Origin of the sequence: Acidocella aromatica (assembly GCF_014201825.1) — a bacterium.
GTDB lineage: Bacteria > Pseudomonadota > Alphaproteobacteria > Acetobacterales > Acetobacteraceae > Acidocella > Acidocella aromatica.
This window is the reverse complement of the sequence record NZ_JACHFJ010000001.1, coordinates 171,910-188,563: the sequence shown is the minus strand read 5'-3', so window position 1 is coordinate 188,563 and position 16,654 is coordinate 171,910. Positions and strand designations below refer to the sequence as shown.

The 16,654-nt window shown below is 65.3% G+C and carries 18 protein-coding genes; 8 read left to right on the top strand and 10 right to left on the bottom strand.

Annotation, left to right across the window (positions count from 1 at the left end; all coding sequences use genetic code 11):
* Positions 1 to 1,488, bottom strand: coding sequence for an exodeoxyribonuclease VII large subunit (gene xseA, locus HNP71_RS00930; protein ID WP_246344006.1), 1,488 nt, complete (start codon positions 1,486 to 1,488; stop codon positions 1 to 3).
* A 49-nt stretch (positions 1,489 to 1,537) separates the two neighbouring features.
* On the opposite strand from xseA, the gene purD reads away from it, so the two are divergent.
* Entirely contained in the window at positions 1,538 to 2,803 is a 1,266-nt protein-coding gene (purD, locus tag HNP71_RS00925; protein ID WP_183264968.1) for a phosphoribosylamine--glycine ligase, read from the top strand.
* 51 nt (positions 2,804 to 2,854) lie between these two features.
* Here purD and HNP71_RS14040 read toward each other — a convergent pair whose 3' ends face one another.
* The 4 genes from HNP71_RS14040 to HNP71_RS00905 are packed head-to-tail and all read right to left on the bottom strand — an operon-like array spanning position 2,855 to position 8,030.
* Positions 2,855 to 3,634 (bottom strand): HNH endonuclease, encoded by a 780-nt coding sequence (locus tag HNP71_RS14040; RefSeq protein ID WP_221246559.1) that lies wholly within the window; start codon positions 3,632 to 3,634, stop codon positions 2,855 to 2,857.
* Positions 3,635 to 3,678: 44 nt separating this feature from the next.
* The gene (locus tag HNP71_RS00915) at positions 3,679 to 5,175 is read right to left on the bottom strand and encodes an ATP-binding protein (RefSeq protein ID WP_183264967.1); all 1,497 of its coding nucleotides are present in this window, start codon (positions 5,173 to 5,175) and stop codon (positions 3,679 to 3,681) included.
* Between the two features lie 10 nt (positions 5,176 to 5,185).
* Positions 5,186 to 6,298, bottom strand: coding sequence for an MFS transporter (locus tag HNP71_RS00910; protein WP_183264966.1), 1,113 nt, complete (start codon positions 6,296 to 6,298; stop codon positions 5,186 to 5,188).
* Between the two features lie 4 nt (positions 6,299 to 6,302).
* Positions 6,303 to 8,030, bottom strand: coding sequence for an ABC transporter ATP-binding protein (locus HNP71_RS00905; RefSeq protein WP_183264965.1), 1,728 nt, complete (start codon positions 8,028 to 8,030; stop codon positions 6,303 to 6,305).
* Positions 8,031 to 8,093: 63 nt separating this feature from the next.
* Between HNP71_RS00905 and HNP71_RS00900 the strand changes: the two genes are divergently transcribed.
* Positions 8,094 to 8,756: a tyrosine-protein phosphatase gene (locus tag HNP71_RS00900; protein WP_183265265.1), complete on the top strand. Its 663-nt coding sequence runs from the start codon at positions 8,094 to 8,096 to the stop codon at positions 8,754 to 8,756.
* The gene (locus HNP71_RS00895) at positions 8,753 to 9,823 is read left to right on the top strand and encodes an NAD(P)H-dependent flavin oxidoreductase (RefSeq protein WP_183264964.1); all 1,071 of its coding nucleotides are present in this window, start codon (positions 8,753 to 8,755) and stop codon (positions 9,821 to 9,823) included. Before HNP71_RS00900 ends, HNP71_RS00895 begins: the two co-directional genes overlap by 4 nt.
* On the opposite strand, the gene HNP71_RS00890 is transcribed toward HNP71_RS00895, so the two are convergent.
* Genes HNP71_RS00890 through rfaD form a run of 5 tightly spaced genes read right to left on the bottom strand, consistent with a single transcriptional unit; the run spans position 9,820 to position 14,137 of the window.
* A complete protein-coding gene (locus HNP71_RS00890) occupies positions 9,820 to 10,695 on the bottom strand; it encodes a hypothetical protein (RefSeq protein ID WP_183264963.1) in 876 nt (291 codons plus the stop codon). The genes HNP71_RS00895 and HNP71_RS00890 overlap by 4 nt on opposite strands.
* Positions 10,692 to 11,426 (bottom strand): peptidoglycan editing factor PgeF, encoded by a 735-nt coding sequence (gene pgeF, locus HNP71_RS00885; protein WP_183264962.1) that lies wholly within the window; start codon positions 11,424 to 11,426, stop codon positions 10,692 to 10,694. Before pgeF ends, HNP71_RS00890 begins: the two co-directional genes overlap by 4 nt.
* Positions 11,423 to 12,316: a class I SAM-dependent methyltransferase gene (locus HNP71_RS00880; RefSeq protein WP_246344022.1), complete on the bottom strand. Its 894-nt coding sequence runs from the start codon at positions 12,314 to 12,316 to the stop codon at positions 11,423 to 11,425. Before HNP71_RS00880 ends, pgeF begins: the two co-directional genes overlap by 4 nt.
* 16 nt (positions 12,317 to 12,332) lie before the next feature.
* Positions 12,333 to 13,154, bottom strand: coding sequence for a prolipoprotein diacylglyceryl transferase (gene lgt, locus HNP71_RS00875; RefSeq protein ID WP_183264961.1), 822 nt, complete (start codon positions 13,152 to 13,154; stop codon positions 12,333 to 12,335).
* Complete coding sequence (gene rfaD, locus HNP71_RS00870; protein WP_183264960.1) at positions 13,154 to 14,137, bottom strand: ADP-glyceromanno-heptose 6-epimerase; 984 nt, start codon at positions 14,135 to 14,137, stop codon at positions 13,154 to 13,156. Before rfaD ends, lgt begins: the two co-directional genes overlap by 1 nt.
* Between rfaD and HNP71_RS00865 the strand changes: the two genes are divergently transcribed.
* The 5 genes from HNP71_RS00865 (at position 14,124) to sdhC (ending at position 16,651) form a co-directional block, all read left to right on the top strand.
* Complete coding sequence (locus HNP71_RS00865) at positions 14,124 to 14,459, top strand: accessory factor UbiK family protein (protein WP_408840399.1); 336 nt, start codon at positions 14,124 to 14,126, stop codon at positions 14,457 to 14,459. The two genes, rfaD and HNP71_RS00865, sit on opposite strands and share 14 nt — an antisense overlap.
* Positions 14,460 to 14,620: 161 nt before the next feature.
* A complete protein-coding gene (locus HNP71_RS00860) occupies positions 14,621 to 14,878 on the top strand; it encodes a hypothetical protein (protein ID WP_183264959.1) in 258 nt (85 codons plus the stop codon).
* Between the two features lie 324 nt (positions 14,879 to 15,202).
* Positions 15,203 to 15,451: a hypothetical protein gene (locus HNP71_RS00855; protein WP_183264958.1), complete on the top strand. Its 249-nt coding sequence runs from the start codon at positions 15,203 to 15,205 to the stop codon at positions 15,449 to 15,451.
* 33 nt (positions 15,452 to 15,484) lie between these two features.
* On the top strand, positions 15,485 to 16,126 hold the full coding sequence (locus HNP71_RS00850; protein ID WP_221246586.1) for a class I SAM-dependent methyltransferase: 642 nt from the start codon (positions 15,485 to 15,487) through the stop codon (positions 16,124 to 16,126).
* Between the two features lie 93 nt (positions 16,127 to 16,219).
* Positions 16,220 to 16,651, top strand: a complete 432-nt coding sequence (gene sdhC / locus HNP71_RS00845) for a succinate dehydrogenase, cytochrome b556 subunit (RefSeq protein WP_183264957.1) — start codon at positions 16,220 to 16,222, stop codon at positions 16,649 to 16,651.
* The last annotated feature ends 3 nt before the right edge of the window (positions 16,652 to 16,654 follow it).

Here is a 16,654-nt window from a genome sequence, read left to right as displayed (position 1 = left end):
CTATAATCCCAAATCGAGTTGAGCGGTTCTCTTCTCGCCCTTGTCGGCGCGCACGCCCACCTCGCCATCGGCGAAGCGCAGCGTGAGCGCCGCACCGGGCGCCACTTTCGCGGCACTCGTCACCGCGGCACCCTTGGCATTCGTCACCAGCGCGAAGCCACGCGCCAGCACCCGTTCATAACTCACGGTTTCCAGCCTGGCGGAAACATTTTCTAGCCGTAGCCGCGCTTCACGCAGCCGTCCCGGCAGAGGCGCGTCCAGCCGTTGCGCCAGCAAGTCCAACCCGCCACGCCGCAGCGCGATCTCGCCGCCCGGATGGGTCAGCCGATACCCTGCCGCGTCCAGCCGCTTTTGCCCCGCGCGCAGCAAATTGGGCAGCCCATCCCGCAGCCGGCGCTCCAGCAGCTGCACATTGCCGCGCAGGCGGAGCAAGAACTCGCGTGGATGCCGCAACGCCAACCGCTCTACCCGCGCGCGGCGGGCGGCGAAGAAATTGGGCAACGCCAGGGTCAGGCGCTCCGTGCGGTCGTCCAGGCGCTGGCGCGCCGTGCCCAGCATGGCGGGCAGGTCGGGCAGTTTTGCGCCGGCGCGGTCCAGCCCGGCGCGGGCGAGGCTCAGCAACCGGGCCAGCGCCCCCTCCAGCCGTGCGGCGCGCTGGCTGAGGTCGGCCAGCAGCTCCAGCCGGGCAGGCACGGCCATCTCGGCGGCGGCGGTGGGGGTGGGGGCGCGGCGGTCGGCGGCGAAGTCGATCAGCGTCGTGTCCGTCTCATGCCCCACGGCGGAGATCAGCGGAATGCGGCTTCCGGCGGCGGCGCGCACCACGGCTTCGTCGTTGAAGGCCATCAGGTCTTCCAGACTGCCGCCGCCGCGCGCCACGATCAGCACATCCGGCTGCGGTAGTTCTGACGGCAGGGCGTTGAAGCCGTTGATGGCGGCGGCGATCTTCTCGGCCGCCCCCTCGCCCTGCACCGGTACCGGCCATAGCAATATCTGGCGCGGAAAGCGCCTGGCGATGGTGGTCTTGATATCCTGCAACACCGCGCCTTGGGCGGAGGTGACCACGCCGATCACGCCGGGCAGCATGGGCAGCGGACGGCGTCGCTCGAACAGCCCCTCAGCAGCCAGCTTCACCCGCAGCGCCTCGATGCGCGCCAGCAGCGCCCCGGCCCCGGCATATTCCAGCCGCTCGACGATCAGTTGATACTCCGAGCGCTCGGGGTAGGAGGTGAGCTTGCCGGTGGCGATCACCTCCACCCCGTTCTCCGCCTTCAGCCCGACTCGCGCCACCACGCCCTTCCAGATGATGGCGCGGATTTTCGCCCCCTCATCCTTCAGCGCGAAATATTGGTGCCCCGAGCCGTAAGCCTTGAATTCCGTGATCTCGCCGCGCACCCGCACGCGGCCGAACGATCCCTCCAGCGTGCGCTTCACCGCCCCGGCCAGTTCGGAGACCGAAAATTCCGGCGTGTTCTGTCCCATTTCACTCATGGGCCCAGACTATGATACAGCGCGCCCCGGTAACAGTAGGGGGCACGACATGCGCGTTTTGATCATCGGTTCCGGCGGGCGGGAGCACGCGCTGGCTTGGGCCATCGCCAAGAGCCCGCAGCTCAACAAGCTCTACATCGCCCCCGGCAACCCCGGCACCGCCCAGTGCGGCGAGAACGTGCCCCTGCGCGCCACCGACATCGCGGGGATTGTGGCCTTTGCCGTGGAGCAGAAGATCGACCTCGTGATCCCCGGCCCCGAGGCCCCGCTGGTGGCGGGCATCGCCGATGCCCTAGCGGCAGCGGGCATCGCCTGCTGCGGCCCGTCCGCCGCAGCCGCGCAACTCGAGGGCAGCAAGAAATTCACCAAGGAAGTGGCCGAGGCCGCGAACATTCCCACTGCCAAATGGGCGAGCTTCACCCACGCGCTGGAGGCCCATGAATATATCGACGCCGTGGGCGCGCCGATCGTCATCAAGGCCGACGGTCTCGCGGCTGGCAAGGGCGTCGTCGTGGCGCATACGCCCGAGGAAGCGCACGAGGCCATTACCGCCATCATGGAGGACAAGGTCCACGGCGCAGCGGGCTCCCTGGTGGTGATCGAGCAATGCCTGGTTGGCGAGGAAATCTCCGTCTTCGCCCTGTGCGATGGCGAGGACGCGCTCTATTTTGGCACTGCCGCCGACCATAAGCGCGTCGGCGAGGGCGATACCGGCCCCAACACCGGCGGCATGGGCGCGATCTTCAACCCACCCTGGGCCACGCCGGATGTGGTGCGGGAGAGCATGGAAAAGATCGTCCGCCCCGCGCTGAAAGAGATGGTCCGTCGCGGCACGCCGTTCCGTGGCTTCCTCTTCGCCGGGCTGATGGTCGAGCACGACGGGCCGAAGCTGATCGAGTTCAACGTCCGCTTCGGCGACCCGGAATGCGAGACGGTGCTGCCGATGCTCAAATCCGACCTGCTGCCCGCCCTGCTGGCCGCCACCAATGGCACGCTGAAGGACACCACGGTGGAGTTCCGCCCCGGCAGCTCGGCCACGGTGGTGATGTGCGCCAAGGGCTATCCCGGCGCTTACGCCACGGGCTCCGAGATTTACGGGCTGGAGGAAGCGGGCAAGTTCCCCGGCGCGCATATCTTCCAGGCAGGCACCATGGCCGACCAGGGCGGCATCCTGGCCAATGGCGGGCGCGTACTGGCGGTGAACGCGGTCGGTGCCGATCTGCGCGAGGCGATCTCCCGCGCCTATGCGGCGGTGGACGCCATCGACTGGGAAGACGGCTTCTGCCGCCGCGATATCGGCAAGAGGGCGCTGTAAGCGCAATGGGGGGCAGAGAGGCTGCTTCTTCGCCCCCCAAAGTGGGCATTTTCAATCGTCACGTAATTTTTGCTCGAGTGCATCTTGATTGGGCCAGTCGCGTTTCACGTGAGGTAAAGTGATTCTCTCTGGCAGCTGGTAAAACGTACGGATATGGTCGGGAGCGATTATTTTGTAATCACGACTAACTTCAATCAAGCCGCAGTCGAATAACGTATGGATATCTGCCCGTAGCAGTAAGCCGTTTGTCACATGGTTGGTTTTGTCACCCATGTATGGGCTGATATGAGCTGCTTCAAGAACTTCTGGAATCGTACAGCCTGTAATCGCACAGCGAGATTCGTAGGCTATCATAAGTTTCTTGCGGAAAGATGATTGCCCGCGTCGGAGGACAATCATTTGTTTAATCCATTTGCGTCCATCCTCTAGATCCAGAGGGTTGAAAAGAGCATCCTCTTTTTCGGTTAGATCTTGTTCGAAATAATCTACATCGGCAGTTTGAAATTTCTTGTCGTCATGATTGCGCCACAAAATTTGGCGGACAATTGTACGAGAGCTATTAGCTTTGAAAACAATTTTCAGAGTGCCAATGCAAACGGTATAGTTTTCATTGGCACTTATATGTTCTCCATTCTTGCCAGCATAATCGAATAGGGCAACATCACCCTTCACGGTCAAAGTAAACTTGGCAGGCCATTTTCCGTTTCTGGGGCCTAAAATGTCATGGGTAACACTGGGCCATTCGCCTTCAGCTTCGAACCATCGACATGGCAAAAGATCGCTGTACCCTTTTGCTTCGCCTGACTTCCAATAAACAACAAGAGTTCTCATTCTGTTTGAGATATCTTGAGTTTTTTGGTGTTGCAATTAAAACCTCACGCCGCTTCCTCGTCGGCATTCGGATCCCCCGGCGCGGTGGCCCAGGCCAGTTCCACCAGCGTCACGATGCGCCGCCCCGCGCCATCCTGCTGGCACACAATCAGCCCCTGTTCTTCCATATAGGTCAGCAGCCGCCGCGCCCGGCCCAGCGAGCGCGTGCCATAAGCCCGGGCGATCGCAGGGTCGCTGGGGCAGGGTAGCCCGTCTTTCGCGGCGCGGGCGATCATCATGTAAATTCCCTGCACATCCTCGGGCAGCACGGCCCCGCGCGCGGCCACGTCCCGCCAGACCTCGTCCTCGGCCATCTCGGCGGAAATCCCCGCCCGGGCGCGGGTGAGCATGCGCTTGAACGCCGCCAGATCCGGCGCGCCGGAGCCCAGACCCTCAATCCGGCAGCGGACCAGGAAGTCTTGATACAGCACGCCGATGGCCCGGAAGCCCGCCTCCGGGTCGGCCAGTATCGCGCCCAAAATCTTGTCCAGCCACGCGCGGCGGGCGGCCAGCTCCTCCGGCGTGGGCTGCGCTTCGGGGGCTTCCTCCGGGGCCTCGGCCAGCGCTGGCTTGGCGGCCATCAGCTGGCTCAGCAGGTCGGGCGCAGGCGGCGGGGGCGGGCGGCGAACCGCGCGCGGGGCCTCGGGTGGCGGGGCGGCCAGGATGATGGCGTGCGCATCCTCCGGCGCGGTGCCGGGCAGGGGCATCAGCTTGGGCGTGGAGTTGCGCGGCTGCGTCTCCGTCGCCCCGATGCGCAACCCCAGAGGACGGCGCGACACAGCCGGGCCCAGCGCCATGAACTGCCCGCGCTCCAGATCGCGGAACGCCTCCGCTTGGCGCCGTTCCATACCCAGCAGATCGGCCGCGCGGGCCATGTCGATGTCCAGAAAGGTGCGGCCCATCAGGAAGTTGGAGGCCTCGGCGGCCACGTTCTTGGCCAGCTTGGCGAGGCGCTGGGTGGCGATCACCCCGGCCAGCCCGCGCTTGCGCCCCCGGCACATCAGGTTCGTCATCGCCCCCAGCGAGAGCTTGCGCGCATCGTCCGACACCTCGCCAGCTGCGGCGGGGGCGAAAAGCTGCGCCTCGTCCACCACCACCAGCATCGGGTACCAATGGTCACGCGGCGCCTCGAACAGCCCGCCCAGAAACGCGGCGGCGCGGCGGAGCTGGTTCTCCGCATCCAGCCCTTCAAGGTTCAGCACAGTGGAGACGCGATGGCTCCGCGCCCGCTCCCCCGCCAGTTGCAAGCCCTGCTCGCTATGCGCCTCGGCGTCGATGACCAGATGTCCGAACCGCTCGGCCAGGGTGACGAAATCGCCCTCGGGGTCGATGATCGCCTGCTGCACCCAGGGCGCGCTCTGCTCCAGCAACCGGCGCAGCAGATGCGACTTGCCCGACCCCGAATTACCCTGCACCAGCAAGCGGGTGGCCAGCAGTTCTTCCAGGTCCATTACCGCTGGGCCGCCCGTCATGGTCAGGCCCATATCAATCGCAACCGTCATAACCTTACCTTCAATTCGCGGCGATCGCCGCCACACCCGCAACCGCCACGGCGGCGAGGCCATAGACCAGTCCTGCTGGGCCAAGCAGGGCCATCACCCCGCCCATAACAGGCGGCGCGAAAATGCCGCCCAGCGTGTAGATGACCATGGCGAGCGACATCGCCCGCGCCAGCGCCACGCCGGAGAAGCGCGCGCCCAGCTTGACCATGCCCACGGTGAACAGCCCGCCTTGCGCCAAGCCCCAGAGGATCAGCACCGGCCACACCGCGCCATGCGCCAGGGCCAACGGCAACAGCGGCGGCAGCACGGCCATCGCCACGCCGGTGACCAGCTTGAGCACCCGCCGGTTGAGTTTATCCGCCAGCGCGCCGCAGATGAAGGCCCCCGCCGCCACGCCGGTTTGGCAGACCACCACCAGCAGCGCCGCACGGTGCAGCTCGGTGCCGAGCCCCAGCCCCATCAGCGGCAGCAGCGAGAGGTTGCACGCTTCCGTCAGCCCCACCAGCCCGATACCGGTGAACGCCGCCAGCTCCGCGCGCAGCACGGTCATGGCCTTCACCGTGCCGGGATTTTCCGTGATGCCGCCTTGCTCGCGCCCGGCCAGAGTCAGCATCGCCATGGCCAGCATCACCACCGCAGCCGCCGCCAGAAACGGTCCGCGCCCGGTGCTGCCGGTGAGTGCCAGCACCGCCGGTCCGGCGGCCATCGAGCCGCTCAGCACCAGTTCGTAAGCGCCGATCAGCCGGCCGCGCAAATGATCCGGCACGCTGCCATTGATCCACGTATCCATGCCCGACCAGCGCAGCCCCAGCGACACGCCGAGCGCTAGGCACAGCAGGCTCCACAGCGGCACCGAACGCGTGGCGGCGAAGCCCAGGAACACCAGCACCGAGATGCCCATGCCAGCCAGCACCATGCGTTGCAGCCCGAGCCTGTGCATCAGCCGGGGGATGAAGCCCGAGACCAGCAGCAGCCCGGCCCAGGGCAGGCCGGAGATCACGCCCACCCAGGCATCGCTCACCCCCTCGCCGCGTAGCGAGACGGAGAGCAGCGGCAGGAACATCCAGAACGACCCAGCCGAAAAGAACGACGAGGCGGTGGCGAGCAGCAGACGATAGGGCATGGTTTTATGCCGCCAGGGCCTGGGCCTTCACCAGTCGGGCGAAAGCCCCATCCCTGGCCATCAGCTCCTCATGCGTGCCGCATTCGGCCACTTGGCCGTCGGCCATCACCACGATCATGTCGGCATCGCGCACGGTGGAGAGGCGGTGCGCCACCACGATGGTCGTGCGCCCCTGGCGCAGCCGGGTGAGGGCCGCCTGCACCAGGGCCTCGCTCTCGGTGTCCAGCGCGCTGGTGGCTTCATCCAGCAGCAATATGCGCGGGTTGCGCAGGATGGCGCGGGCAATGGCCACGCGCTGGCGCTGCCCACCCGAGAGACGCTGGCCGTTCACGCCCACGCGGGTGCCGAGCTTGGCGGGCATATCCTTGATGAAGCCGCAGGCTGCCGCTTCCGCCGCCGCCCAGACCTCGTCCGGCGCCGCATCCGGCCGTCCAAGGCGGATATTGGCGCCGATCGTATCGTCGAACAGCAGTGCCTCCTGGCCGACATAGGCGATGGAGCCACGCAATGAGGCCAGCGTCATCTGGGAGATGTCCGTGCCATCGATAAGAATATGCCCCGCACTGGGGGTGTAGAGGCGCGGGATCAGCGCCAGCGCGGTGGATTTGCCGGCCCCCGAGCTGCCGACCAGCGCCAGCGTCTTGCCCGGTGAGGCGGTGAAGGAGAGGCTCTTAAGCCCCGGACGGCCATCGGGGTAGGTGAAGGCGACGTTCTCGAACACTACCTTGCCGGGCCCAGTCGGCAGGGGAACGGCGCCTGGGGCGTCGGCGATGGCAGCCGGCTCGTCGATGACCGCGAACACCCGCACCAGCCCGGCCATGCCTTCCTGCATGGCGGCATTCATTGTGCCCAAAGCGCGCAGGGGGCGGGCGGCCATCAGCAGCGCCGAGACAAAGCCCATGAAGCTGCCCGGCGGCACGCCGCGCCAGCCTTCAAAGCCGATCACCAGCGCCACGGCGGCGCCCGCCAGCACCTCCAGCATCGGGTCCAGGCGCGAGCGCACGCGGGTCATGCGGATCAGCGCGGCGTAAAGCCCCTCGAACGTCTTCTCGGCGCGGCTCATCTCGTGCGCCTCCAGCCCGTAGGCGCGCACGGTGCGGGCCTGGGCGAAGCTCTCGTTCAGCATCGCCGCTGCCACGCCCATAGTCTCCTGCATGCCGCCTGAGGCGCGGCGCAGACGCCGGCCGATTTTCTCCACCGGTATCGCCGCTGCCGGAAACAGCACGGCGGCGGCGAGGCTCAGCTTCCAGTCGATGGAAATCATCGTCGCCACCAACCCGACCACGGTGGCCGCATCGGCCACGGTATTCACGGCGCGGGTCATTGCCTCGCGGATCACCGTGGCATCGGTGGTGAAGCGCGCGGCGAGCTGGGCCGGGGCCTCGCGCTCCACCCGCGCCAGGGCGGCGTTGGTGAGATGCCCGAACATGGCGTTCTGCAAACGGCGGATGGTGAGCAGCACCATGTCCTGCGTCAGCACCGCTTGCACGTACATCGAGCCGCCGCGCACCGCCGCCACCGCCGTCATCAGCAGTGGCACCTGGTAGATGATGCGCGAATCCTTGTGTTCGAACATGGTGAAGGCCCAGTCGATCAGCGCCGGGTACAGCGCCGTGGCACCGGACATCGCCAGCGTCGCCACCACGATCAGGGCGATACGGCCCTTGTAATGCTTCACATGCTCGCGCCACAGGCGGCGGATGAGGGCGGTGGTGGAGGGATGCTCGGTCATGGCGCCGCTTATGCACAGTTTTGGGCGGCGGCGAAATGCGCTAAGCCGTCGCATATGGACACCATCTACAAGGGCGACCTCGCCACCAAACGCGGCCGCCGCAACGCCTGGATCGACGCGTTGTTCATCGACCATGCCATCTTCCGGCTGGTCTGGACGAATTTCGCCGCCGTCGAGCCGGGCGTACTGTACCGGTCCAACCACCCCACGCCGGGCAACCTTGCCGCCTTTACCCGAAAATTCGGGCTGAGATCGCTCATCAATCTGCGCGGTCCGGCAAAAAACGGCTCGGACGCGCTTTCCCGGGACACGGCCCAGCGCCTGGGGCTGGATTTCTACGACATGGCGTTTGAATCGCGCGGCGTGCCGCACCGGGAGCGCATCCTTCGCTATGCCGACATCATCGCCCATATGCGCGGTCCGGCGCTCATCCACTGCAAATCCGGGGCGGACCGCGCCGGTCTGGCGGCCGGGCTGTTCGTGCTCATCCGGGGTGGCACGGTGGAGGCGGCCCTGAAGCAACTCTCCCTGCGCTTCGGCCATATCAAACAGGCCAAGACCGGCATCCTCGACGAGTTTTTCCGCCTCTACCAGAGCACGGGCGAGGGCAAGAAGCCGTTCCTAGACTGGGTGCGGGAGGATTACGACGAGAACGCCCTGCGCGCCGCCTTCAAGGCCGGCAAGGTGGCAGAGTTCATCAACGCGGCGGTGCTGAGGCGCGAATGAAACAGGATCTGGCTCGTGCCGAAGTCTTCTGCGCGGCTTTTGGGCTGCGCCTGCCCATATTGCTCGCCCCCATGGCCGGGGCTTGCCCGCCAGTGCTATCCGCCGCCGTGGCGAATGCAGGCGGGCTTGGGGCCTGCGGCGCGCTGCTTATGCAACCCCAGGCCATTGCCGACTGGGCGGAAAAGTTCCGTGCCGCCAGCAATGGCAGGTTCCAGATGAACCTATGGGTGCCGGACCCGCCACCCCGGCGCGATGAAGCCAATGAAGCCGCATTGCGCGAGTTTCTCGGCCAATGGGGCCCGGCAGTACCGCCCGAAGCGGGCAACGCCACCCCGCCAGACTTCACCGCGCAATGCGAGGCGATTTTTACCGCCCGGCCCACGGCCATATCCTCGATGATGGGGCTGTTCCCGGCGGATTTCGTGGCGAGGTTGAAGGAAGAGGGGATCAAATGGCTCGCCACGGTCACCACCGTGGCGGAGGCCCGCGCGGCGGCAGCAGCCGGAGCCGATGCGCTCATCGCCCAGGGGGCCGAGGCCGGCGGGCATCGCGGTGCCTTTGCAGCCAATGAGGCCGAGAGCGCCGCCATTGGCCTGTTCGCCCTACTGCCTGCGGTGTGCGATGCGGTGGATATTCCCGTTATCGCGGCGGGTGGCATTGCCGACGCCCGGACCATCGCGGCGGCGCTGCTGCTGGGAGCCTCGGCTGTGCAGATCGGCACTGGCTTCCTGCGTGCGCCCGAGGCAGGCATCGCCTCGGGCTGGGCCGATGCCCTGGCCACCGCCCAACCCGAGGACACCATGCTCACCCGCGCCTTTTCCGGGCGGACGGGCAGGGGCCTCACCACCGAATATGTCCTTGCCGCCGCCACGCCCAAGGCTCCGCCGCCCGCGCCCTATCCGGTGCAGCGCGGGCTTACGCAGGCGCTGCGGGACGCGGCAATGCGGAATAATGATCTTTCGAGGATGCAGGCCTGGGCCGGGCAGTCGGCGCGTCTGGCCCCCGCGCGCCCCGCTGGCGAAATCGCGGCGATGTGGTGGGACGAGGCGCGGCAGCTCCTCTGTTAAGACGTGGGCTTCTGCCCCTTCTTCAGCACGGCATTGCTCACCACCTGCTGAATGCCCCCCGCCGCTTCCTGTGCGGCGGCGGCGGCGACATCGCCCCAGTATGGGGTGATATCCGCCGGGGCCAGGTCGTGGATCTGCGTCACCTGCCCCGCGATGCGGCCATTGCCGTCGCGCACCACCCAGTCCAGCTCCACCTGGAGTTGCCCGCCCGTGTCGGGCTTGGTCTTTACCGTGCAGGTCACGGTGAAGTCCGCGTTCTTCGCGTCTTTGGCAAGCACGTCATCCGCGCCAGGCAGGTTGCGTTTGAGGTTCAGAGGCAGCGTGCTGTTGCCATCCCCTGGCGCGCCGCTCACCGTGCCGACGAAAATTCGGGGCGGTCGGTTCTCCAGCGATTCCGGGTTGCTCTGCTGGATCTGCGCGTTGATCGCCGCCAGTAGTTTGGACAGGGGCGCCGCATCCGTCGATGCCGCGTTGTTCAGCGTCTGGGCATCGCCGCTCGTCCAGCCCTGGGCGGGCACGGGCGCGCCGTCCTGATGGCCGTATTCCTTGCCGTCCGGCCCGGTGATGACGTAACGCGGCGTCACAATATCCCCGGCCTGATTGGCGCTGATACCAAGGCGCCAGCTCTGCTTGCCGCCAGCGCCGCTCACGGCGGGGACATCGTAATTCACCAGCGCGGTGGAAAGGTCGCCCGCATAGGCGGTGGCGGATTTACCGTCCAGCAGCGCGGTTTTTGGGGCGGGGACCATCAGCACCGGGGCAGGGGGGATGGCGAGTTTCGCTCCTGCCGGACCTGGGTTGCCATAGAAAGGCTGCGGCAGCGTACCACAGGCGGCGAGAAGCAGAGGCAGGGCCAGGGCGGTGCGCCTCACAGGCGGATCACCGAGATCTGGTGGCCGGTTGCCGCCTCGCCGCGCAAAGTTTTGCGCCGGTAGGAGAAGAATTCCTGCTCCTGGGCATAGGTATCCAGCCCCAGCGCCTCGGCTTTTACTCCCGCCGCGTGCAGACGCGCGGCGCAGTAGCCGGGCAGGTCGAAGTGCCAATGTCCAGGGCGGCCCGCCTCGAAGAACTGCGTATCCGTGGTGTGGCGGGCCAGCACGGCGTCACGCATGTCCGCGCCCACCTCGTAGCTCGCCTGACCGATGCAGGGGCCAATCACGGCATGGATATCCCGCGCGCCGAGTTCGCGCATCGCAGCTGCCGTGGCCTCCAGCACCCCGGCCAGCGCCCCGCGCCAGCCAGCATGGGCGGCGCCCACCACGCCCTCGGCACAGAACAGCACCGGCGCGCAATCGGCGGTTATCACCCCCAGCGCCAAGCCCGGCAGGTTCGTCACCAGCGCATCGGCGGCGGGGCCAGCGCCTTCCGCCCAGGGGGCGCGCACCGTCACCACGCCATCGCCATGCACCTGCTTCACCCCCAGCAGATGTTCGCGCTTCACTCCCATGGCGGCCGCCACGCGGGCGCGGTTCTCCCGCACATGGTCGGGATTGTCCGAGGAGAAGCTGCAATTGAGGCTGGCGTACAGCCCCTGCGACACGCCGCCATTGCGGGTGAAGAATCCGTGTTTCGCCTTGAGTGACCCGGTGAAGAATTCCGTCATGCGAATCCCGGTAGACCGGGCAGGCTCTCAGGGCAAACCACAATTGCTTTAAACAGGCTGCCCATGGCCTCGGGCGCGGTCAGGCGGTGCACGGCGAGTTTCAGGTCCTGCGCCTTGTCCGGGTGGCGCTGGGCCAGAATATCGCTGCGCTGGAACAGCCCGAGCGCGGTGAGGAAAGCGTTCTGCTTCACCGGCCCTTGTGTATGCACGGCGGCCTTGATCGCCCCAAAATCCACATGCGCGGTGATGTCCGCCTCGCCGGGGTATTGCAGCGGGTCGGCGTATTCGCCGTGGCGGATGGCCTGCACGCTCTCGCCCACGCCCGAGTGCATGGGGCCGTAATCGATGAACAGCCCCACGCCACCCCGCGCTGCCAGCTTGCGGCAGAATTCCAGCGCCGGTTCGTTCACCTCGCGCACGCTGCCCACTGGGGCGTCGGGCAGGGAATAGTCCGTAGGCAGGTCCACATAGGCGCCGTCGGCCACATGGCGCTCCATCCACCCGGCCTCGCCACGGATGAACTGGCGCACGGGCAGGGCGTCGAGAAACTCATTGGCCAGCAGGATCACCGGGCCGGGGGGGAGCGAGTCCAGCGAGTCGTGCCACATGGCGCGGGGCACGCGCCTGGCTTGCTTGGCCCGTAGCGCCGGGGAGGATTCGATGAAATGCACGGAGGGCGCGTTCCATACCCGCAACGCGTCGGCCATCAGCACGCCGCGCCCGGGGCCGGCCTCCACCAGCATCACGTCCTCCGGCGCGCCGAGCATCTGCCAGACGATCTTCGCCCAGGCGCCGAGCAGTTCGCCGAATACCTGCGTCAGTTCCGGCGCGGTGACGAAATCGCGCGTGAAGGCACCGCGCGCGTAATACGCGGCGTTGGCGCGAGCCATGAAATGGTCGAAGCGTTCAGGCTGCACGTTTGCGCATCGCGTAGGCGAACACCCCGATTCCGGCCAGTAGCACGGGGATCGAGAGCACCTGCCCCATGGTGGTGCCGAAGGGCAGGAAACCGAGGAACGCATCCGGCTCACGGAAGCATTCCGAGACGATGCGGGCAATGGCGTAGAAGACCAGGAAGATGCCGGTGAGCGCGCCCTCGCGGTTGCGCAAGGCCGTGCAACGGACCGAGAAAATCATGATCAGGAACAGGATCAACCCTTCCGTCGCGGCCTCGATCAGCTCGGACGGATAGCGCGGCGCCAGCGTGCCCGATTGCGGATACACCACCAGCACCGGAAACCAGTTGCTCTCCGCCACCCGGCCCCACAGCTCGCCATTTATGAAATTGGCGCAGCGGCCCAGGAACAGCCCGATCGGCACGCAGACCGCGATGCGGTCGGCAAAGCGCAGCATGTTTAGCCCGTGTTTCAGGCTGAACCAGGCAATGGCGATGGCGACACCGATAAATCCACCATGCGAGCTCATGCCCCCGTGCCAAACGGCGATGATGTCGATGGGATGCGCCAGCAATTGTCCCAGCGTTTCCTGGTGCAGCTGGTAGAACAGCACATAGCCGATCCGCCCGCCCAGCAGCACGCCCAGTACCGCCCAAGTGAGGAAGTCATCCACCTGCGCCGCGTTGGCCGCCACGGGGGCGAGTGCCACCAGCCTGCGCGCCAGCCACCAGCCGAGCAGTAGCCCGCTGATGTAGGCCAGCGCGTAGTAATGCACGCCGAACGGCCCGATGCTGAACAGCACGGGCGAGAAATTGGGCCAGGTGAAGACCATCAGCGATACGAGTCCGGCTTGAGTAGGTGATTCTGGATATAGGCGACGACCCCCTGTTCCAACGTGTGGAACTGATGGTCGAAGCCGATGGCGCGCAGCCGCTCCATCTTTGCGGCGGTGTAGGACTGATACTGCCCGTGCAGGTTTTGCGGCATATCGATGAACTCGATCCGCTCCTCCACCCCATTGGCGGTGCATACCGCGCGGGCGAGGTCGGCATAGGAACGCGCGATGCCGGTGCCGAGATTATAGATGCCAGTGAGCTGCGGCACGCCGATAAGGAATTGCAGCGCGGCCACCACGTCGTCGATATAAATGAAGTCGCGCTTCTGCTCGCCATCGGGGATGTCCGGCCGGTCGGAGCGGAACAGCCGCGCCGGGCCGCCCGCCTGCACCTCGTCGTGCTTCACCTTCACCACCGAGATCATCTTGCCTTTGTGATACTCGTTGGGGCCATAGACGTTGAAGAACTTCACCCCCGCCCAGTTGGGTGGCATGTGGGCGTGCTCCTTGTTCTGCTGCGCCACCCAGAGGTCGAAAGCGTGCTTGCTCCAGCCATACAGGTTCAGCGGTTGCAGCTTGTGCAGGTACTCGAGCGACATGTCGTCGTCGAATCCGGCTGAGCCGTCGCCATAGGTGGCGGCGGAGGAGGCGTAGATGAAACGCACCCGGCGCGAGGTGCACCACGTCCAAAGCTTCTGGCTAAGTGTGAAATTTGTGTGCCAGACCAGATCCGCGTCGGTCGCCGTGGTTTCCGAGATGGCGCCCAGATGCACGATGGTGGTGAGCCGCATGTCGTGCTCGAGGAAGGCGTCCAGCGCCTCGGGCGGAATCACGGTGGCGGGTGGGTGGTGGTAGAAGTTCCGCCACTTATTGCCTTCATGGCCGAGCCAGTCGGAGATGATGACCTCCTGCCCCCCCGCGGCCAGTGCCGCGTGGAGATTGGAGCCGATAAACCCTGCGCCACCCGTGACCAATATCATATGCCGGTTTATATGGAGAACCGTCACAACAGAGAAGGCCCGCCCGATGACCGAACGTCCGAAATTTTTCGATGACCTGGCAGGTGTCGCCGGTGGCGCGATTTCCGCCCTGGCGGGGGTGCGCGAGGAGGTTTCCTCCCTGGTGCGCGCGCGGGTCGATGAGGCGGTGCGCCGCCTGGACCTGGTGAAGCGCGAGGAGTTTGAGGCCATGGCCGAGCTCGCGCGCCGTGCCAAGGCCGAGGTGGAGGCGTTGGAGCGCCGCGTCGCCGCGCTGGAGTCGGGGGCCCCCGAGACCGACGAGACCAGCGACCTCGCCAGCTGAACCGGCTTGGCGTTAATGGGCGCTTAGGGCTGGAATTAGGTCAGCATTAACGCCCGTTAATAAAATTCCCGCGAAGTTTATTTGAACCTTAGGTGGAAGATCGTGTTGATCTTGCTCACCTGAGGCGAACCACTTGGCTTCGCGGGATGGGGAGAATGATAATGAGCAAAATGCTTGTTTGCCCGTGGCTGGCCGCGTTTCGTGCCGGGCGGGTTACTTTGGGGTTGTCGATGCTGGCCATGCAGCTCAGCCTTGTCTTGTGGCCGATGGCGGTGCGCCTGGGGAATGAGTTCGTCCAGGAGCGCAGAGTTCAGGCGCTGCTTGATCAAATATCGGTGAGCTATGCTTGCCGGCCATATGGTAGCCTCTCACCTGTTCCGGTGGAGGCTGATGCCTCCATAGCGGATGCGGTTATTTAAAAAACCATTTCAATATCACTTTTTCCCTTGTCTGTATCGGTCTCTGAGACAAAATTGCGGTCGTTCAGGGAAGATTACTAACATAAAGCGTGTTAGTGGTTTTGTTTAAAATCAAATTATTAATTTATTTTGCTGAGAATTTTTCCGGGGCTGACGTTTTTGGATGGTTGCCCCAATTTTTGTGGTGGTTGCATTGCAAAAACGTTGATTTTGAACTGTTTTGGGTATGGTTTCGGGTGACTTCGAGGCTTTTTCCGTTCGATAAAATTCTTGACGAAAAGTTGCTAACGCGACAACACTTTAGCGAGAATTTAGGAGTTTCCTATGAAGTCCTTCAATTTGGCCAAGTTTCTGCCTTGCGCAGTGCTTTTTGCCAATGGCCGGACCTTTGGCGGTGTCATCGCTTTGCTGATGCAGGCTACCATCGTGTTTTGGCCAGTCGCCAGCCGTTGGGCCTTCCAGTTGGAAGAGCGCAAGGGCATCGAGGCGCTGTTGGACGAGCTGTCCGAGGCGGACGGTTTCGTGGAGAGCATCTTCCGCGGGCCGGTCGCGAAGATCGGCCGCGCTGCCTGATCAACCCCCCTGTCTGAGACCATTCCCACGCCGCTGGAGGCAGTGGCGTTCGTCGAGGCGCATACGAGGCTGACGCAGGCCGTTCTGGTGCCGGAGATCCGCCTGCATCTCGCCACCGAGCTGACGCCGCTCTGGCTGGCGACCGAAGACTTCCTTCGTAAGCACAATATGCAGCCGCCTTTCTGGGCCTTCGCTTGGCCCGGCTCCGAGGCGCTGGCACTGCACATCAGCCAAAACCCCGGTCTCGTGCGCGGCAAGCGTGTGCTGGACTTCGCCGCCGGCTGCGGACTCGCCGCATTGGCTTGCATGCGCGCCGGCGCCGCCCATGTGGAGGCGGCGGAGATCGATCCGCTCGCCGCCGCGGCAATGCGCCTGAATGCCGCGGCCAACGGAGTCGAGCTTGAGGTGCTGCTGGGAGACATCGTCGGCACCCCGTGCCGGTGGGATGTCATTCTCTGCGGAGATGTCTGCTATGAGGCGCCGATGACCCGGCACATTCTCCCCTGGCTCGCCGCCTGCGCGCGCGAGGTTCCGGTGATCATCGCCGATCCGGGCAGGAAATACCTGCCTTCGGCCCGCGGCAAGATCTTGGCGGAGATCTCCGTGCCAACGAGCCTTGAGCTTGAGGACACCCAGCAACGCATCGTTACGTTGTTCCAGCTCCCCCCTGAATAGGTTATAGGGCTTGGCGTAAAGCGTTGACCCAGCCGGTGCCGGGGACTAAGCACCTGCACAAAATTGCTTAAACGACGGATTGAAAGGTTTCCGATGAAGGATGTCCGCGAAGCCCTGATGGTAGGGCGCAACTCGGAGGGCAAGCTGGTGCGCCGGCCGCTGTCCCCGCATTTGCAAGTGTATAAGCCGCAAATCTCCTCCGCGACCTCGATCTTCCACCGCATCACCGGCGTCGCTCTAAGCGCCGGAACTATTTTGCTGGTGGCTTGGCTGGTTGCCGCCGCCTCGGGCGACGCCGCTTTCTCCGTGGTCCAGGCCATTTTCGCCTCCTGGATCGGCCAGCTCGTCCTGTTCGGCTTCACGCTGGCGCTGTTCTACCACTTCTGCAACGGCATCCGGCACCTCTCCTGGGACGCCGGCAAGGGCTTCGAGCTGCCGGACATGCACCGCTCCGGCCGCCTGGTCATCGGCGCCGCCATCCTCCTCACCGTGGCCTTCTGGGCCGTTGCCTACATCGTCGGGTGAAGC